Below are 15495 nucleotides of genomic sequence, written 5' to 3' on the forward strand. Positions count from 1 at the left end.
GACTGGCTGGACTGGTACAACTACCACCGACCCCACACCGGAATCGGCGGCCAAACGCCAGCCAGCCGCGTCACCAACCTGCCCGAACAGCACACCTAGTGCTGGCCCTCTCCGACGGTTTCACCGCCACGGTGCTGGTCCTCGCAGAACGCGCCGGGATCACGATCGACTGGGCGCACCTCGGCGCCGCCCCGGACGGCCCGCTCGAAGACGTGCAGGTCTCGGCCTCCACAGGGATGTCCACCGCAGCGGAAGGTGGCGCCTGGGGGGCGGGACTGCGTGAGAAGGCACGGGAGCTGAGTCGTCGTATGCCCCGCTGACCGGAGCAGCGTGCAACGAGAACCGATGGGTGCCGTTTTCCTCTACCGCGCCACGAACTGGGTCAGGATCGCCTGGACCTCGTAGATGTCGACGCCCTTGGTGAAGGTCTTCTCGATGGGGGTCGGGGTGCCGGAGATCCAGATCTTCAGCTCGGCGTCGAGGTCGAAGGTGCCGGCCGTTTCCACTGCGAAGTGGGTGATGCTGCGGTACGGGACCGAGTGGTACTCGACCTTCTTGCCGGTGATGCCCTGCTTGTCGATCAGGATCAGGCGGCGGTCGGTGAAGAGGATCGTGTCGCGGATCAGCAGGAACGCGGCGTGGACCTGCTCGCCGTGGCCGAGGAGGCGGGCGTAGTCCTGCTGGGCCGACTGCGGGTTCACGGTGTGTGCGTTGCCGAAGAGTGCCATGTGTTCCCCCTGGTCGAGTCGGGGCGGCCTTCGTGGCCGTCCTGAGGGGATCTTCGCAAAGCGCGGGGCCCGGGAGAAGGCTCTCGCTCTCCCGGGCCCCCTGCTGTAGCGAGCGCGTTACGCCCGTTACGCGGCCGGTTCGCCGCCGAAGCGCTCCTTGTACGACTCCAGGTCCTCGTCCGTGAGCTTGGCGAACAGGACCGGGGGGATGGTGAAGGGCGTGCCGGCCGGGACGGCGGTGAGGGAGCGGGCCTCGTCCGCGGTGACCCAGAGCGCGGTGTCGTCCTTCAGGGAGAACGCCTCGCGCATCTTCCGCGCCGACGTCGGGATGAACGGCTCGGAGACCACGGCGTAGAGGTGGATGAGGTTCATCGCCGTACGGAGGGTGAGCGCCGCGCCCTCCGGGTTGGTCTTGATCTCCAGCCAGGGGGCCTTCTCCTCCAGGTAGGAGTTGCCCGCCGACCACAGGGCGCGCAGCGCGGCCGCCGCCTTGCGGAACTGGATGGCTTCCATCTGCGATTCGTACTCCGCGAGCAGACGGGCGATCTCCTCGCCCAGCTTCGCCTCCGCCTCGCCGGGCTCGGCGCCCGCCGGGACCTCTTCACCGAAGCGCTTCTTGGAGAAGGACAGGACGCGGTTGACGAAGTTGCCGAGGGTGTCGGCCAGGTCCTTGTTCACCGTGGCGGTGAAGTGCTCCCAGGTGAAGGACGAGTCGTCCGACTCCGGGGCGTTCGCCATCATGAAGTAGCGCCAGTAGTCGGCCGGCAGGATGTCGAGGGCGTCGTGCGTGAAGACGCCCCGGCGCTGGGACGTGGAGAACTTGCCGCCGTAGTAGTTCAGCCAGTTGAAGGCCTTGATGACGTCGACCTTCTTCCACGGGGCGCGGGTGCCCAGCAGGGTCGCCGGGAACATCACGCTGTGGAAGGGCACGTTGTCCTTGCCCATGAACTGCGTGTAGTGGACGTTCGCGTCCGACTCCCACCACCAGGAGCGCCAGTCGCGGTTCTCCGGGTCCTGGTCCGCCCACTCCTTCGTCGCGCCGATGTACTCGATCGGGGCGTCGAACCAGACGTAGAAGACCTTGCCCTCGGCGGCGAGGTCGGGCCAGGTGTCGGCCGGGACCGGGACGCCCCAGTCCAGGTCGCGGGTGATCGCCCGGTCGTGCAGGCCCTCGGTGAGCCACTTGCGGGCGATGGAGGAGGCGAGGACGGGCCAGTTGTCGGCGCGCTCGTCGACCCACGCCTCCACCTCGCCGGCCAGCGCCGACTGGAGCAGGAAGAGGTGCTTGGTCTCGCGGATCTCCAGGTCGCTGCTGCCACTGATCGCGGAGCGGGCGTCGATCAGGTCCGTCGGGTCCAGGACGCGCGTGCAGTTCTCGCACTGGTCGCCGCGGGCCTTGTCGTAGCCGCAGTGCGGGCAGGTGCCGATGATGTAGCGGTCGGGCAGGAAGCGGCCGTCGGCGTTCGAGTACACCTGGCGGATCGCGCGCTCCTCGATGAAGCCGTTCGCCTTCAGCTCGCGGGCGATCTCCTGCGTGATCTCGTGGTTCTGCGGGGAGGAGCTGCGGCCGAAGTAGTCGAAGGCCAGGCTGAAGCCGTCGTAGATCGCCTTCTGCTGGTGGTGCGCGTCCGTGCAGAACGCGTCCACCGGGATGCCCTGCTCCTTGGCCGCGAGTTCCGCGGGGGTGCCGTGCTCGTCCGTCGCGCAGATGTAGAGGACCTCGTGGCCCCGCTGGCGGAGGTACCGGGAGTACACGTCGGCCGGGAGCATGGACCCCACCATGTTGCCCAGGTGCTTGATCCCGTTGATGTACGGAAGGGCGCTGGTGATGAGGTGTCGAGCCATCGCGGGCTGCTCCCAAGTCGCTACGCGGGGTGACGATCTCGTGGTCTCGGTCGTCTACGAACCTTGAAATCGTAGCCGACACGGGTACGCCGCCCGCCTCCCCTTTTGCAGGGTGGGGAGCGGGCGGCGTCGTGAGCGGTGGGTGGCTACGGGCGCCAGTTCGCCAGTACGCCCTCGTAGAGCTCCTTGTCCGTGAGCTCGCGGGGGGTTTCACCGGCGAGGAAGTGGGACGTGTTGGGGGTCTTGAGCTTGCGGAGGTAGTCGAAGGCCTTGTTCTCCGGGTCTCCGAAGGCGACGAAGGAGAAGAAGACGGCGGGGTGGGTCTTGGCGGCGTCGGTGAGGGCCTGGGTGGCGGGGGTCTTCGCGTCCGGGGCGCCGTCGGTCTGGAAGACCACCAGGGCGGGAGTGCCGGGGGCTGCCGCCGTCTTGTCGTGGTGGGCGAGGACGGCTTCCACCGCTGCGTGGTAGCTGGTGCGGCCCATGCGGCCGAGGCTCGCGTGCAGGTCGTCGATCTTGTTCTCGTGGTCGGTGAGGGTGATCTCGCCGGTGCCGTCGAGTTCGGTGGAGAAGAAGACGACCGGGACGGTTGCCTCGGGGTCGAGGTGCGCCGCGAGGGCGAGGGTCTGCTCGGCGAGGGCCTGGGCGGAGCCGTCCTTGTAGTACGGGCGCATGGAGGCGGAGCGGTCGAGGACGAGGTAGACCTTGGCGCGGGTGCCGGTGAGGTTGTTTCGGTCGAGGGTGGTTGTGGCGGCCTTGTAGGCGGTGGTGAGGCCGGGGGCGCGGGTCTTTACGCGGGTGAGGGGGAGGGCGGGGCCGTCACCCTCGGCTTCGCCTTCGGCCGTCTTGTTGTTCCCACCCGCACCACCCGTGCTGCTTTCGTCGTCGGGTGCGGGTGGCCCCTGCGGGGCCGGGTCGCCGTCGGCGGCCGCGGGCTCGGTCGCCGCCTCGGCCTCGGCCTTCGGCTTGGCCTGCGCCTTGGTCTTCCGTGCGGTCTTGGGCTCGGCCTTGGGCTCGACCGCGGGCTCCTGTGCGGCCTTGGCCTTGGGCTCGGCGTTGGGGTCGGGCTCCGCCTCGGCCTTGGGCTCGGCGTTGGGGTCGGGCTCCGCCTCGGCCTTGGGCTCGGCGTTGGGCTCGGGCTCCGCCTCGGCCTTGGGCTCGGCGTTGGGCTCGGGCTCGGCCTTGGGCTCGGGCTCGGGCTCGGGCTCCGCCTCGGCCTTGGGCTCGGGCTCCGCCTTCGCCTCGGGCTCGGTCTTCGGCTTGGCTTCGGTCTGCGGACCGGGCTCCGCCTTGGGCTTGGCTTCGGCCTTCGGCTTGGCCTCAGTCTTCGGCTTGGCTTCGGTCTTCGGCTCGGGTTCAGTCTTCGGCTCGGGTTCAGTCTTCGCCTCGGCGGGTGCCTCTTCGGCGGGTACCGCGGTGGCCTCGGCCTCAGGGGCCGTCTCGGGCTTCGTTTCCGCCTTCGGCGTGGCCTTTCGCTTCGCCTTGGGCTCGGCCTGCGGCTTTGCGGCGGCCTTGGGCTCGGCTTCGGCCGTCGGCTCGGCTTCGGCCGTCGGCTCGGCCTCGGGCTTCGGTTCGGGCGTCGCCTCGGCTGCCGGCTTCGAATCCGTCGCCGTCGTCGCCGCGGAGGCCTCTTCCGCTGCCTCCGGCGCGGGCCCGGCTTCCGGCTTCGCGTCCGCTCCCGCAGGTGCGTCGGCCTTGGCCGCAGCCTTCGCTTCCGCAGGTGCGTCGGCCGTGGCCGCAGCGTTCGCCTTTGCTTCCGCCTCAGGCTGCGTGTCAGCGTCGGCCGCTGCCTTCGTGTCCGTCGTCGTCGCGGGCTCCGGCTGAGCCTCGTCGTCCGCCGCCGGGTTGTCCTCGGGCTTCTCCGGGGTCGTCGACTCCGGCTTCTCCGTCTTCGGAGCGGCCGCGGAGGACGTCTCCGCCGAAGCCGCCTCGGCCTTGGCCTTGCTTTCGGCTTCGGTCTCGGTCTCCGCCTTCGCCGCCGTCGCCTCCTCCGCGACGGCCGGCTCCTCCGCAGTCCCCGGCTCCTCGACAGCCGGCACGGCACCCGCCGGCCCCTCCGCCGCACCCGGCTCCTCCGCAACCCCCCGCCCTTCACCACTCGCCCGCTCGCCCTCCGCCGAGCGCGTCGGCCTCGGGACCGTCACGTTGTCGAAGGCCGCCGACACCAGATCGTGTTCGTCGGAGTCGGAGGACGACGTGCGGGGCTCGGGGACGCCGGCCTTGGGTGTGGGGTTCGGTTCCGGGGAGGGGGACGGGACCTTCGGGTCCGTGGCGGGGGTTGCTGCCGGGGTCTGGTCGGCAGGTGCGAGCGTGTCGCCGCCGGTCCGGTCCTCGGAACCGCTGGTCTCAACGGCGGTCGTCGTCCGCGCCGCACCCTCCGCCTCGGCGGTCCGTGACTTGCGGGACCGACCGAACGCGTTCCGCAACCGAGTGAGAATGCCCATGTGCGCGCAACCCTTCGCGTGAGTTGAAGCCGTCAATCCCTGGCCAGGACGGACACGTAAGGTTAGCGGCCCTCCTGTGTGATCTTGGGCAGGGTCTGTCGTGCCAGGTCGACCCTGTCAAGGAGACATCCGGCCGGTGCAGGTGTCGCCGGGCTGAATCGACGCAACCCCCGTACGGCGGCCGGGGGTTCATCCGTTGTTCACCAGGGCGCCCGGCTCTCGCGCATATGTGCCCCTACGGTCACGCTGACACCAAGGGCATCCAAGGAGAGAGCAAAGTGCGCAAGCTGCTGCCGTTGATCGGAACGCCGTCCGGTTCGCACCCCGGCGGCCGGTCCGCCATGACCTGTCGTTTCCGGTGTGGTGACGCCTGCTTCCACGAGGTGCCCAACACCAGCTCCAACGAGTACGTCGGTGACGTGATCGCCGGTGCGATCGGCCGCCGGTCGATGATGCGGGCCGCGGCCGTGGTGACCGTGGCCGCCGCGGGAGCGGGTGCCGGTGTCGCGCAGGCTCCGCGGGCAGCCGCCGCCCCGGCCGCCGCCCCGTCCGCCGCTGCCGCCTCCGAGGCCGCCCGGCGCAAGCCCAAGGGCGCGCGCGGGCTGCGCTTCGCGCCCGTGGCGCCGAACACCGCCGACGCGGTGACCGTGCCGGAGGGGTACAAGCAGAACGTCGTCATCCGCTGGGGCGAGCCCATTTTGCGCGGTGCGCCCGCCTTCGACCCGGAGAAGCAGACCGCGAAGGCGCAGGCCGGGCAGTTCGGGTACAACTGCGACTTCCTCGCCCTGCTGCCGTTGCCCGGGGAGCGCAACCGGCAGCTGCTCGTCGCCAACCACGAGTACACCGACGAGATCCTGATGTTCCGCGGCTACGACGCCGCCAACCCGACCCGCGAGCAGGCCGAGATCGCCTGGGCGGCGCACGGGCTGTCCGCCGTCGTGGTGGAGGGGGACCGCAAGAGCGGCAAGCTCACCGCCGTCTCCCGGCACGAGCTGAACCGGCGCGTCACCGCCACCACCGAGTTCCGGCTCACCGGGCCCGTCGCCGGGTCCGAGCTCGTGAAGACCTCCGCCGACCCGACCGGCACCAAGGTGCTCGGCACCCTCAACAACTGCTCCGGCGGTGTCACCCCGTGGGGCACGACCCTGCACGGCGAGGAGAACTTCAACCAGTATTTCGCCAACAGCAGCCGGGCGACCGACAAGCGGTACGGGATCGGGACCGGGGCCAGCGAGCGGAAGTGGGAACGGTTCGACCAGCGGTTCGACGTCGCCCGGGAGCCGAACGAGGTGCACCGGTTCGGGTACGTCGTGGAGTTCGATCCGTACGACCCCACCTCCACGCCCCGCAAGCACACCGCTCTCGGACGGTTCAAGCACGAGGCCGCGACCGTGCGGCTCACCCGCGACGGCCGTCCGGTCGTGTACTCCGGTGACGACGAGCGCTTCGACTACTTCTACAAGTTCGTCGGCAGCAAGCGGATGCGGCACGGTTCGTCGCGGTCCGTGCGCGAGCACAACCTCTCCCTCCTCGACGAGGGCACGCTGTACGTCGCCAAGCTCACCGGCGACTCCCCCGCCATCGAGATCGACGGCACGGGCAAGCTCCCGAACGACGGCGAGTTCGACGGGAGCGGCGAGTGGATCCCGCTGGCCACCGCCACCGCGAAGGGCGCCGTCTCGCACGTGGACGGGATGAGCGCCGAGGAGGTGTTCGTCTTCACGCGGCTCGCCGGTGACAAGGTGGGCGCCACCAAGATGGACCGGCCCGAGGACATCGAGCCGAACCCGGTGACCGGCAAGGTGTACGTCGCCCTCACCAACAACAGCAACCGGGGCGTCGGCTCCAACGCCAAGGCCGACGAGGCCAACCCGCGCAACGCCAACAAGCACGGGCACGTGCTGGAGCTCACCGAGCGCTGGAACCGGCCCGAGAGCACCCGGTTCGCCTGGTCGCTGTTCCTGGTCGCCGGTGACCCGGACGACCCGGCGACCTACTTCGCCGGGTTCCCGAAGGACGCCGTCAGCCAGATCTCCTGCCCGGACAACGTGGCCTTCGACCCCTACGGCAACCTGTGGATCTCCACCGACGGTGCTCAGCTCGGCTCGCACGACGGCCTGTTCGGTGTGGCGACCCGGGGTGAGCGGCGCGGTGAGCTCAAGCAGTTCCTGACCGTGCCGAAGGGCGCCGAGACCTGCGGCCCGATCATCCAGGACCGGCGGGTCCTGGTCGCCGTGCAGCACCCGGGCGAGATCGACGGCGCGTCCGTGGAGAAGCCCGCCAGCACCTGGCCCGACGGTCCCGGGACCTACGTCCGCCCGGCCGTCGTGGCCGTGTGGCGTGCCGACGGGGGCGACATCGGCGTCTGAGCCGTCCGGCGAAGGCGACCCGGCGGCCGAGCTTCAAGGAAGGGCCGGGCTCGGGGGTCGGAGAGGGCCCCTTCGGGTGCCGGCCGTTCCCGCTCCGGCCACTCCCGGTACGCCGGTGCCTGCCGCGCCACCTCCCCGTACGCCTCCTCCAGCGCGGGAGATGTCAGTCGGCCCGTTGATACCCCATGCGGATACGGCCGTCCCGCGGTGCGGGGCGGCCGTATCCGTGTGTACGGACGGGGGCGGTCAGCTGCCCTCGTGGAGTGTGAGGTCCGTGATGACCGCCCGGTGGTCGGTGTCGGCCAGGTCCAGGATGCGGGTGCGGCTCGCGCCGAAGTCCTCCGAGACCAGGACGTGGTCGATCTGCACGCCGAGCGTGGGTGCCGTCCGGGCCGGCCAGGTGGCCGTGCGGTCGGCTCCGTCCAGCCGGGAGGCGTCGCTCAGGCCGGTGTCGAGGATGCGGCGGAAGGCCGCGTGGTCCTGGGAGGCGTTGAAGTCCCCGGCCAGGACGAGGGGGGTGCCCGGGTCGGCGGTGGCCGCCTCGCGCAGGGCGGCGAGCTCCCGGCGCCAGAGGTCCACCTGCCCGGGCAGCGGGGGCATCGGGTGGGCGAGCTGGAGCCGTACGGCGTGCCCGTCCACGTCGGCGACCGCCCCGGGCATGCCCATCGTGCCGGGTACGCCCCCGGTGGGCCGGAGCGGGAAGCGGCTGAGGATGACGGAGCCCTCGGAGCCGCCGCCCTCCACGGCCCGGCGGTGCGGGTAGTCCGCCGAGAGGTCCCGCTTCAGCAGGGCGTCGCACGCGTAGTCGCACTCCTCCACGAAGACCACGTCCGGTTTCTCGCGTCGGACGGCGGTGACGAGGGAGGCTGTGCCCTGGCCGAACTCGACGTTGGAGGTCAGCACGCGCAGGTCGGCCACCGGGCGGCCCACGGGATCGCCGACCTTGCCGTACGGCTCGATGAACCAGGCCAGCAGGCCGAGCAGGACGACGCCCCAGACCGCCCCGGGCCACCAGCGGGACAGCAGCGTGAGCAACAGCGCCACGGCGGTGGGGACGAGCAGCCAGGGGAGGAAGGCGAGGAGCTGCGGGACGGGGGTGATGCCGTCGCTGTCCGCGGTCCGGAAGCCGACGACCACGCTCACTCCGGCGAACAGCAGGGCGGCACACCAGGCGCCGGGCCGCCGTCCGGGCGGACGGTGCTCCCGCCCGTCGTCCCTGGCGGTCCACTCGGCAGCGGCGGTGTCCAAAGGCCCGGCCTTCCGTTCGCGGGGTGAATGCCCGAATCCTCCCTCAAAGACGAGGCGGGGCGGAGGAAGGTTGCCGGGCGTCCACCCGGGCCAGGAACTCCTCCAGCGCGGCGTCGAACACCTCCGGGCGTTCCAGGTTGGGCATATGGGCCGCGCCGTCGACGATGTGCAGCTCCGCGTCCGGGAGGGCCGCGTGCAGAGCCAGGGCGTCGGAGACGGGCGTGAAGGTGTCGTCGGCTCCCACGACGACCAGGGCCGGGACGGAGACGCGCGGCAGCAGGGGGCCGTAGTCGGGGCGGCGGGCGCGGGCGCGCAGGGCCGCGGCGGCGCCCTCGGGGGCGGTGGCGGTCATCATGCCGTGGACGTGCGCCTTGACCTCGGCGGACGCGTACGGGGCGACCATCCGCTCCAGGACCTCGTCGGCGTAGCCGCGCATGCCCTCGGTGAGGAGCCGGTCCGCCATGGCGTCGCGGGTGCGCACGCCCTCGGGGGTCTCCGCGGACGGGAAGGTGTCCGCGAGGACCAGGCCGCGGACGCGCTCGGGGAACAGGCGGTAGCAGTCCATGACGATCTGCCCGCCCATCGACAGGCCCGCGAGGACGAACGACTCCACGTTCAGCCCGTCCAGCAGGGCCTCGACGTCCCGGGCGAAGTCCGAGAAGTCCGTCACCGCCGGGGTCGTGGGGGAGGCGCCGTAGCCGCGCAGGTCGGGGGCGATGACACGGCGGGTACCCGGGAAGCGCGCGAGCTGCGGGGCCCACATCGTGCGGTCGAAGGGATGGCCGTGGACGAGGACCAGGGGGATCCGATGCGTATCGGGGCCTTTGTCCTCGTATGCGAGGAAGGGTGCCATGGCGTCGACCCTAGGCCGCCCAACTACTCGGTGCAATAAGATCTTTGCTCTCGGTGCAATCCAAGGGGGAGACCGGCCGATGAGTGACTACCGGCGCATCGCCGACCGCATCGCCGACGACATCGCCACCGGCCGGCTGCGGCCCGGCCAACGGCTGCCGCCGCAGCGGGCGTTCGCACGCCGGCGGGGCATCGCCCCGTCCACGGCCGGGCGGGTCTACGGCGAACTCGTGCGGCGCGGGCTGGTCGTCGGGGAGGTCGGGCGCGGCACCTTCGTACGGGCCGCTCCGGACGGCCCGGCGGGGCAGGCGCTCACCGAGCCCGGTCCGGCCGCCGCGCCCGTGAACCTGGAGCTCAACTACCCCGTGGCGCCCGGCCAGCCGGAGCTGCTCGCCCCCGTCCTTGCTCCGCTGCTGCGCCCCGACGTGCTGGCCGAGGCGCTGTTACCGGCCGCCGCCACCGGCACCGGGGCCGCCCGGGAGGCCGCGGCCGCGCTGCTCACCACCCCCGGCTGGCGTCCCGCCCCGGAGCGGCTGCTGTTCACCGGCAACGCCCGGCAGGCCATCGCCGCCGTGCTGGCCTCGCTGGTCCGGCCGGGCGGCCGGGTAGGGGTGGAGCAGCTGACGTATCCGCTGGTCAAGGAGATCGCCGCGCGGCTCGGCATCACGCTGGTGCCGCTGGCCGGGGACGCGTCCGGGCTGATCCCGGAGGCCGTGGCGGCCGCGCACCGTTCGGCGCCGCTGTCCGCCCTCTACGTGCAGCCGACCCTGCACAACCCCACGTCCCTGACGACGACCCGGCCGAGGCTGCTGCAACTCGCCCAGCTGGTTCACGACTTGAACCTGCCGGTCGTGGAGGACCGCATCTGGTCCTTCCTCCGGGAGCCCGGTGATCCGCTCGCCGTGCACGCCCCGGCCCTCACCCACGTCGTCGACGGGCTCTCCAAGCGGGTCGCCCCGGGGCTCACCGCCGGGTTCCTCGTCGTGCCGCCGCACCGGGTCGCCGCGGTGGGCGATGCCGTGCGCTCGGGCGGGTGGAGCGCGGGGCGGTTCGCGCTGGAGGCGGCCGTGCGGTGGACCGGGGAGGGGACGGTGGCGCGGCTGGTGGCGGCCAAGCGGGCGGACGCGGTACGGCGGCAGCGGATCCTCGCCGAGGAACTGGCGGGCTTCACCGTGCGGTCCGATCCGGGGGCCTACTTCGCCTGGTGGGAGCTGCCCGCCCCGTGGCGCGCGGACACCTTCACGGCCGCCGCCGCCGCGCACGGCATCGCCGTCACGCCCGGCCCCGCCTTCGCCGTCGCCCCCGGGCACACGCCCGACGCCGTCAGGCTCGGGCTCGCGTCGGCGACGGAACCGGATCTGCGACGGGCGCTGCGGACCCTCGCGCACGTCGCCGCGCGGCGAGCCGGGGACCGTACCGGCCCGTGACCCAGGCACCGGCCGCCACCGTCAGGCCCACCGCGCACAGCAGCCAGGACACCGTGCGCAGGGTGGCCGTCAGCGCGTCGTAGACCGCGCCCGCGGCCGGGCGGTGGAGGGCGTCGGGCAGGTCGGCCAGGGTGAGGCGGCGGCCGATCGCGACGGCGAGGAGCAGCAGCGCGCCGCCCAGGGCCGTGCCCAGGGCGAGGGCGGTGACCGCGCGGCGGCGGCACACGGCGACGGCGATCCCGGCGACCGCGAGGACGGCGGCGGCCGGCGGCAGCCAGAGGGCGGCGGTGTCCAGCACGTGGTACCCCTTGCGCAGTCGGTCCACGTCCTCGGCCGGCAGCACCGGGATCCGCGCGTGCGTGACCGGGATGCGATGGGCGAACGGCACGTGGTCGTCGGAGAGTTGCTGTTTGACGCGGACGATGACGGGTGCGGCGTCGACGGTGACCGGGGCTCCGCGGGCGCCGTCGTCGCGCAGGGCGCGCAGCACCGCGTCGTGCACGGCCTCGTTCGCCGCGTCCCAGGCGGTTCGGTACGCCTCGGTGCGGGTGAAGGAGCGCGCCGCGTCGTGCACGAACGGGCCGAGCTCCCCGCGCAGCGGGCCTGAGCCGGCCGCGGGCGCGGCCTCCCGCAGGACGCCGTCCCCGACGGCCCGGGCGACCGCGCCCCGCACGTCCGGGTCGGCGGCGAGCGGTGCCATCGTCCGGACCCAGCGGCCGGTGTCGGTGAGCCCGTGGGCCGCCCAGGACGCCAGCGCCCCGAACGGCACGAGCAGGCAGGCCAGGGTGAGCAGAACGGCCGACAGGACGTTCCGCGATCGTGGGGGCGCCTTCTCGGCTACGGGCGCCCGGTCGCGCTCGGACACCCTTCCAGGCAAGGCGCCCCGGGCCCGGCCCGCGAGCGCTGCGACGGCGTCCGGTCGCGCGGCGCTCGTGCCGCAGCGCACTCCACCTGCGGGAAGCGGCCGTCACGGGCCCTGCGGCGGACTCACCCGAACGGGTGTCCTGATCCCCGCCAGGTGATCCGTCGGCCGGTCCGTCAGCCGGCCCGTCAGCCGATCCGACGGCCCTCGGCGTCCTCGTGCGTGTAGTAGCGGTAGAACACCATCGCGAGGACGGCCGCCCCCACCAGCAGCCCGAGGCCGCTGGAGCTGAACACGGAGGCGCCGGTCTGGCTGTAGAGGAAGCCGACCGCGCAGCCCGAGAAGACGAACCAGCACAGCGCGTGCAGCTCGCGCGGCAGCCGCGGGGCCAGCGCGCACACGGCGGCGAAGAGCACGGCGAACACGAGCGCCGTGACGAAGCCGAACAGCAGGTTCCAGCCGGTGATGGGCCCGCCGTGACGCTGGTTGGCCGCGGCCCAGAAGCCGTAGACCAGCCCGAGCACCACGGGCAGGCCGACCTTCACGGCGGCGTGGACCCGCGGGCCGAACACGTCGGGCCTCCGGCGCTGCGTGATCATCCTGCGTGAGGCGGGTGCCGCATGAGCCATGACAGCTCTCCTCTCTGTCCCTGCCCCTGGAACCAGGGCACACCGGCGGGCAGCCGGTGGCAAGTCGGCGGAGGGGCCCGAACGGGATGCGGCCGCTGGGGCCCCGTGCTTCGCTGGGGCGGTGAGCCGCCACGGCAGGGGGCAGGGCCCGCTCGTCCGGCACGCCCGGGCCGGGGGCCGGGATGTCGTGCGGCGGCAGGAACTGCTGCGGGTGCGGGGCCGCAGCGTGGCCTGGGTGCCGCCGCTGCTGCTGCTCGTCGCCATCGCGGTGGCCGACTACCACACCATCGGCGAGTTCCGCATGATCTCCTGGATCGTGCTGGTGCCGGGCATCGCGGCCGCGCTCTGCGGGGTGTGGGGCACGGCCCTGTTCGCGGTCGTCTCCCTGGTGACGTACGTCGTCGCCGACAGTGCCTGGCCGCACGAGTACCGGGCCGGCCGCGGCGACTTCGTCCTGGTCGCCCTGGGCGGCATCCTCGCCGTCCTGGCCTGCGCGATCCGGGTGCGCGACGAGCACCGGGCGCTGCACATGAGGGACGTCACCGACACCGTCCGCCGTACCGTGCTGCGCCCGCTGCCGCCGGGCTGGGGAGGCCTCGACCACGCCGGCGTCTACCTCACCGCCGACGCCCACGCCCGCGTCGGCGGCGACTTCTACGACATCCAGCCCGGCCCGCACGGCACCCGCGTCCTCGTCGGCGACGTGCAGGGCAAGGGCCTGGGCGCGGTGGAGGCGGCGGCCGCGCTGCTCGGCACGTTCCGCGAGGCCGCCTACCACGAGGCGGACCTGGCGACCGTCGCCGAGCGGCTGGAGACGCGGATGATCCGGCACCGCGGGCACACCGTCGCCCTGGGCCGCTCGGACGGCGACCGGTTCGCCACGGCCGTCCTGCTCGCCTTCCCCGACGATGAACGGCAGGCGGTCGACGTCCTGCTGTTCGGGCACGAGCCGCCGCTCGCCGTGGGGTCCGGCGGGGTGCGCACCCTGTCGGCCGGGGCCGGACTGCCGCTCGGCTGCCGGGAGCTGGCGCCCGGGCCGCCCGGGATCCGGCGGTGGCACGTCTGCGGCGACGAGACGGTGCTGCTGGTGACGGACGGCGTGACCGAGGCCCGGGACGGCGCCGGGTCCTTCTACCCGCTCGCCGACGAGGTGTCCCGGGCCGTCGCCGAGGACCCGGGCGTCGCCGAACCGGCCCGCCTGGCCGCCTTCGTACGGGACGGCACACTGCGGCACGGCGGCGGGCACCTGGCCGACGACACGACCGTGTTCGCCGTCCGCAGGGCTCCGGCCCACCGCAGGCCGGGGGGCGAAGCCCCCGAAGGCGGACGTTTGCGGTCCTGAGACCCCCCTTTGCAGCCGCAGCGGCTACGGTGCTGGCGTACGTGATCGACACAGGGGGTGCGGAGATGCCCGGAACCGTGCTGCTGCTGGCGGCCTCGCCGGTGGGCAAGGGGCGCCTGGTGGACGCCGCCTCCGTGCTCCCCGTCCTCGCCGCCGTGGCGCCCGCGGTGCTGTCCGGCACCGACACCGCGAACGTCGTCGAACTCGCCGACCCGCTGGAGCCGCAGGCCGTCCTCACCCGGCTGCGCGCCGCCGCCGCGGCCCCCGGCCCCCTCACCGTGTACGTCACCGGCCAGCTCCAGCTGGACCGCCGGCAGCGCCTGCCCCACCTCGCGCTGGCCCGCACCACCGCCTCCACCGCCCGCTACACCGCCTTCCCCTGGCACTGGTTCCGGGAGGAGCTGCGGCTCAGGCCCGCCGACGCCACGACTCTCCTGCTCGACCTGCACGCCGACGCCGAGACCTGGGAGCTGCTGCGGAGCACCCCGCTGGACTCGGGGCGCGGCAACGCCGTGCACGGCCGTATCGCGCCACCGCCGTCCAGACGCACGGTCGCGCAGCCGGCGTACATGAAGGCCGTCGCGACGATCCTGCGCAGCGGGTTCCGGCCGCCCGCCGAGCAGTTGCACCAGCAGGCGCTGACCCGGATCGCGCCGGAGAGCGCGGGCACGGACCTGGTGCTGAGCACGCCGGGCCCGGCGGTCGGGGATCCGCACGCCGTCATCACCGCAGCCGTCCAGTCCGGCCGGCACCCGGAAGCCGACGCGCTCGCCGCCCGGCACGAGCAGCTCGCCGTCACCGCGCACGGGCCCGCGTCCGAAGAGGCCCTGCACTGGGCCGAAGTGCGGGCCGACCTGGCGATGTTCGCCGGGGACGCCGCCCGCAGCTGCCGCACCTGGCTGATGATCGCCACCGCCCGCCTGAACGCCGGGCAGGCCCCGGACGCCCCCGCCGTCGAGGCCGCCGTGGACCGGGCGCACCACCAGTGGGGCCAGGTCCGCGACACCGCTCCCGCCCGCGAACTGGGCGCCGCGCTCGCCGCGTTGCGCGGACGGGTGCCCGGGCGGCGCGAAGGCGCGCTGGACCATGTGCAGCGCCAGCTGCGGCAGTTGCAGACGCCCGCCGGAACCGGGACACGAATCTCGGACGGGGCGGCGTTCACCCGGCCTACGTGAATAGTGAGGGGCGCCTGTGCCGGGCCGGCGGCCGCGAGTTGCGCGGACGGGTGCCGGGGCGGCGTGAAGGCATGGACCATGTGCGGCGCCGGGGAGCAGTTGCAGACCCGGGCCTGAGCCGCGTGCGCCGTGTGCGCGTGGCGTGAAGGGGGCGTGCAACCGCTTTCGCAGGTCACGTCACAGGTCTGCCGCCGAGCCTGCCCCGGTGTCATGATGTCGGGTATGACAGAGGGGGACCGAGTGGCTGTCTTAGGCGTGCGCGTCCGGCTGGGCGGCAACGCGACCGCGGACGACGTCAGAGCTCTGAAGACGTGGCTGGAGCGCGAAGAGCCGCTGGAGGCGCTGCTCTCGCGGCGGCACTTGCGCATCGAGGAACAGTCCGGCACGGACGGGGCCCCGGGGCGGCTCGGGCCCGATCTGCAACTCGTGCTGACGATCCTCGGCGATGTCGTCACGGTCGCGGCCCTGACCGAGTACACCGCCCGCGCGGTGAAGACCTGGACGAACAACCGGAGCAGGCTGCAGGGCGGCGATCCCGAGCCGCAGATCCGCCCACTGGACCCCGACGGGGAGTAGG

General features: G+C 73.0%; 14 protein-coding genes. 7 read left to right on the forward strand and 7 right to left on the reverse strand.

What is annotated here, in order from left to right; genetic code table 11:
• Both OO68_RS39885 and OO68_RS39890 read left to right on the forward strand, forming a co-directional pair.
• A partial coding sequence (locus OO68_RS39885; protein ID WP_033312651.1) for an integrase core domain-containing protein occupies nucleotides 1-99 on the forward strand: 99 nt, incomplete at its 5' end.
• A complete protein-coding gene (locus tag OO68_RS39890) occupies nucleotides 99-320 on the forward strand; it encodes a DUF6086 family protein (protein WP_329503581.1) in 222 nt (73 codons plus the stop codon). The genes OO68_RS39885 and OO68_RS39890, both read left to right, overlap by 1 nt.
• A gap of 42 nt (nucleotides 321-362) precedes the next feature.
• Here OO68_RS39890 and OO68_RS39895 read toward each other — a convergent pair whose 3' ends face one another.
• From OO68_RS39895 to OO68_RS39905, 3 genes are all read right to left on the reverse strand, one after another.
• The gene (locus OO68_RS39895) at nucleotides 363-728 is read right to left on the reverse strand and encodes a PH domain-containing protein (RefSeq protein WP_030846758.1); all 366 of its coding nucleotides are present in this window, start codon (nucleotides 726-728) and stop codon (nucleotides 363-365) included.
• A 126-nt stretch (nucleotides 729-854) separates the two neighbouring features.
• Entirely contained in the window at nucleotides 855-2573 is a 1719-nt protein-coding gene (gene metG, locus OO68_RS39900; protein WP_033314386.1) for a methionine--tRNA ligase, read from the reverse strand.
• A gap of 146 nt (nucleotides 2574-2719) precedes the next feature.
• Nucleotides 2720-5014 carry a VWA domain-containing protein gene (locus tag OO68_RS39905; protein WP_033314387.1) on the reverse strand — a complete coding sequence of 765 codons (2295 nt, stop codon included), beginning with the start codon at nucleotides 5012-5014 and terminating at the stop codon, nucleotides 2720-2722.
• A 278-nt stretch (nucleotides 5015-5292) separates the two neighbouring features.
• On the opposite strand from OO68_RS39905, the gene OO68_RS39910 reads away from it, so the two are divergent.
• A complete protein-coding gene (locus OO68_RS39910; protein WP_033314388.1) occupies nucleotides 5293-7383 on the forward strand; it encodes a PhoX family protein in 2091 nt (696 codons plus the stop codon).
• Between the two features lie 246 nt (nucleotides 7384-7629).
• Here OO68_RS39910 and OO68_RS39915 read toward each other — a convergent pair whose 3' ends face one another.
• Both OO68_RS39915 and OO68_RS39920 read right to left on the reverse strand, forming a co-directional pair.
• Nucleotides 7630-8631: an endonuclease/exonuclease/phosphatase family protein gene (locus OO68_RS39915; RefSeq protein WP_033314389.1), complete on the reverse strand. Its 1002-nt coding sequence runs from the start codon at nucleotides 8629-8631 to the stop codon at nucleotides 7630-7632.
• A gap of 43 nt (nucleotides 8632-8674) precedes the next feature.
• Nucleotides 8675-9484: an alpha/beta fold hydrolase gene (locus tag OO68_RS39920; RefSeq protein ID WP_033314390.1), complete on the reverse strand. Its 810-nt coding sequence runs from the start codon at nucleotides 9482-9484 to the stop codon at nucleotides 8675-8677.
• Nucleotides 9485-9563: 79 nt separating this feature from the next.
• Here OO68_RS39920 and OO68_RS39925 point away from each other — a divergent pair, with 79 nt between their 5' ends.
• Nucleotides 9564-10910 carry an aminotransferase-like domain-containing protein gene (locus tag OO68_RS39925; RefSeq protein WP_033314391.1) on the forward strand — a complete coding sequence of 449 codons (1347 nt, stop codon included), beginning with the start codon at nucleotides 9564-9566 and terminating at the stop codon, nucleotides 10908-10910.
• On the opposite strand, the gene OO68_RS39930 is transcribed toward OO68_RS39925, so the two are convergent.
• Nucleotides 10807-11775, reverse strand: coding sequence for a hypothetical protein (locus OO68_RS39930; RefSeq protein WP_051815000.1), 969 nt, complete (start codon nucleotides 11773-11775; stop codon nucleotides 10807-10809). The two genes, OO68_RS39925 and OO68_RS39930, sit on opposite strands and share 104 nt — an antisense overlap.
• A 185-nt stretch (nucleotides 11776-11960) precedes the next feature.
• Nucleotides 11961-12401: a hypothetical protein gene (locus OO68_RS39935; RefSeq protein WP_033314392.1), complete on the reverse strand. Its 441-nt coding sequence runs from the start codon at nucleotides 12399-12401 to the stop codon at nucleotides 11961-11963.
• Nucleotides 12402-12522: 121 nt separating this feature from the next.
• On the opposite strand from OO68_RS39935, the gene OO68_RS39940 reads away from it, so the two are divergent.
• From OO68_RS39940 to OO68_RS39950, 3 genes are all read left to right on the forward strand, one after another.
• A complete protein-coding gene (locus OO68_RS39940; RefSeq protein WP_033314393.1) occupies nucleotides 12523-13743 on the forward strand; it encodes a PP2C family protein-serine/threonine phosphatase in 1221 nt (406 codons plus the stop codon).
• 65 nt (nucleotides 13744-13808) lie between these two features.
• Complete coding sequence (locus OO68_RS39945; RefSeq protein ID WP_051815001.1) at nucleotides 13809-14918, forward strand: serine/threonine-protein kinase; 1110 nt, start codon at nucleotides 13809-13811, stop codon at nucleotides 14916-14918.
• Between the two features lie 240 nt (nucleotides 14919-15158).
• The gene (locus OO68_RS39950) at nucleotides 15159-15494 is read left to right on the forward strand and encodes an effector-associated constant component EACC1 (protein WP_245237417.1); all 336 of its coding nucleotides are present in this window, start codon (nucleotides 15159-15161) and stop codon (nucleotides 15492-15494) included.
• The last annotated feature ends 1 nt before the right edge of the window (nucleotide 15495 follow it).

The organism is Streptomyces iakyrus (assembly GCF_000717055.1).
GTDB lineage: Bacteria > Actinomycetota > Actinomycetes > Streptomycetales > Streptomycetaceae > Streptomyces > Streptomyces iakyrus.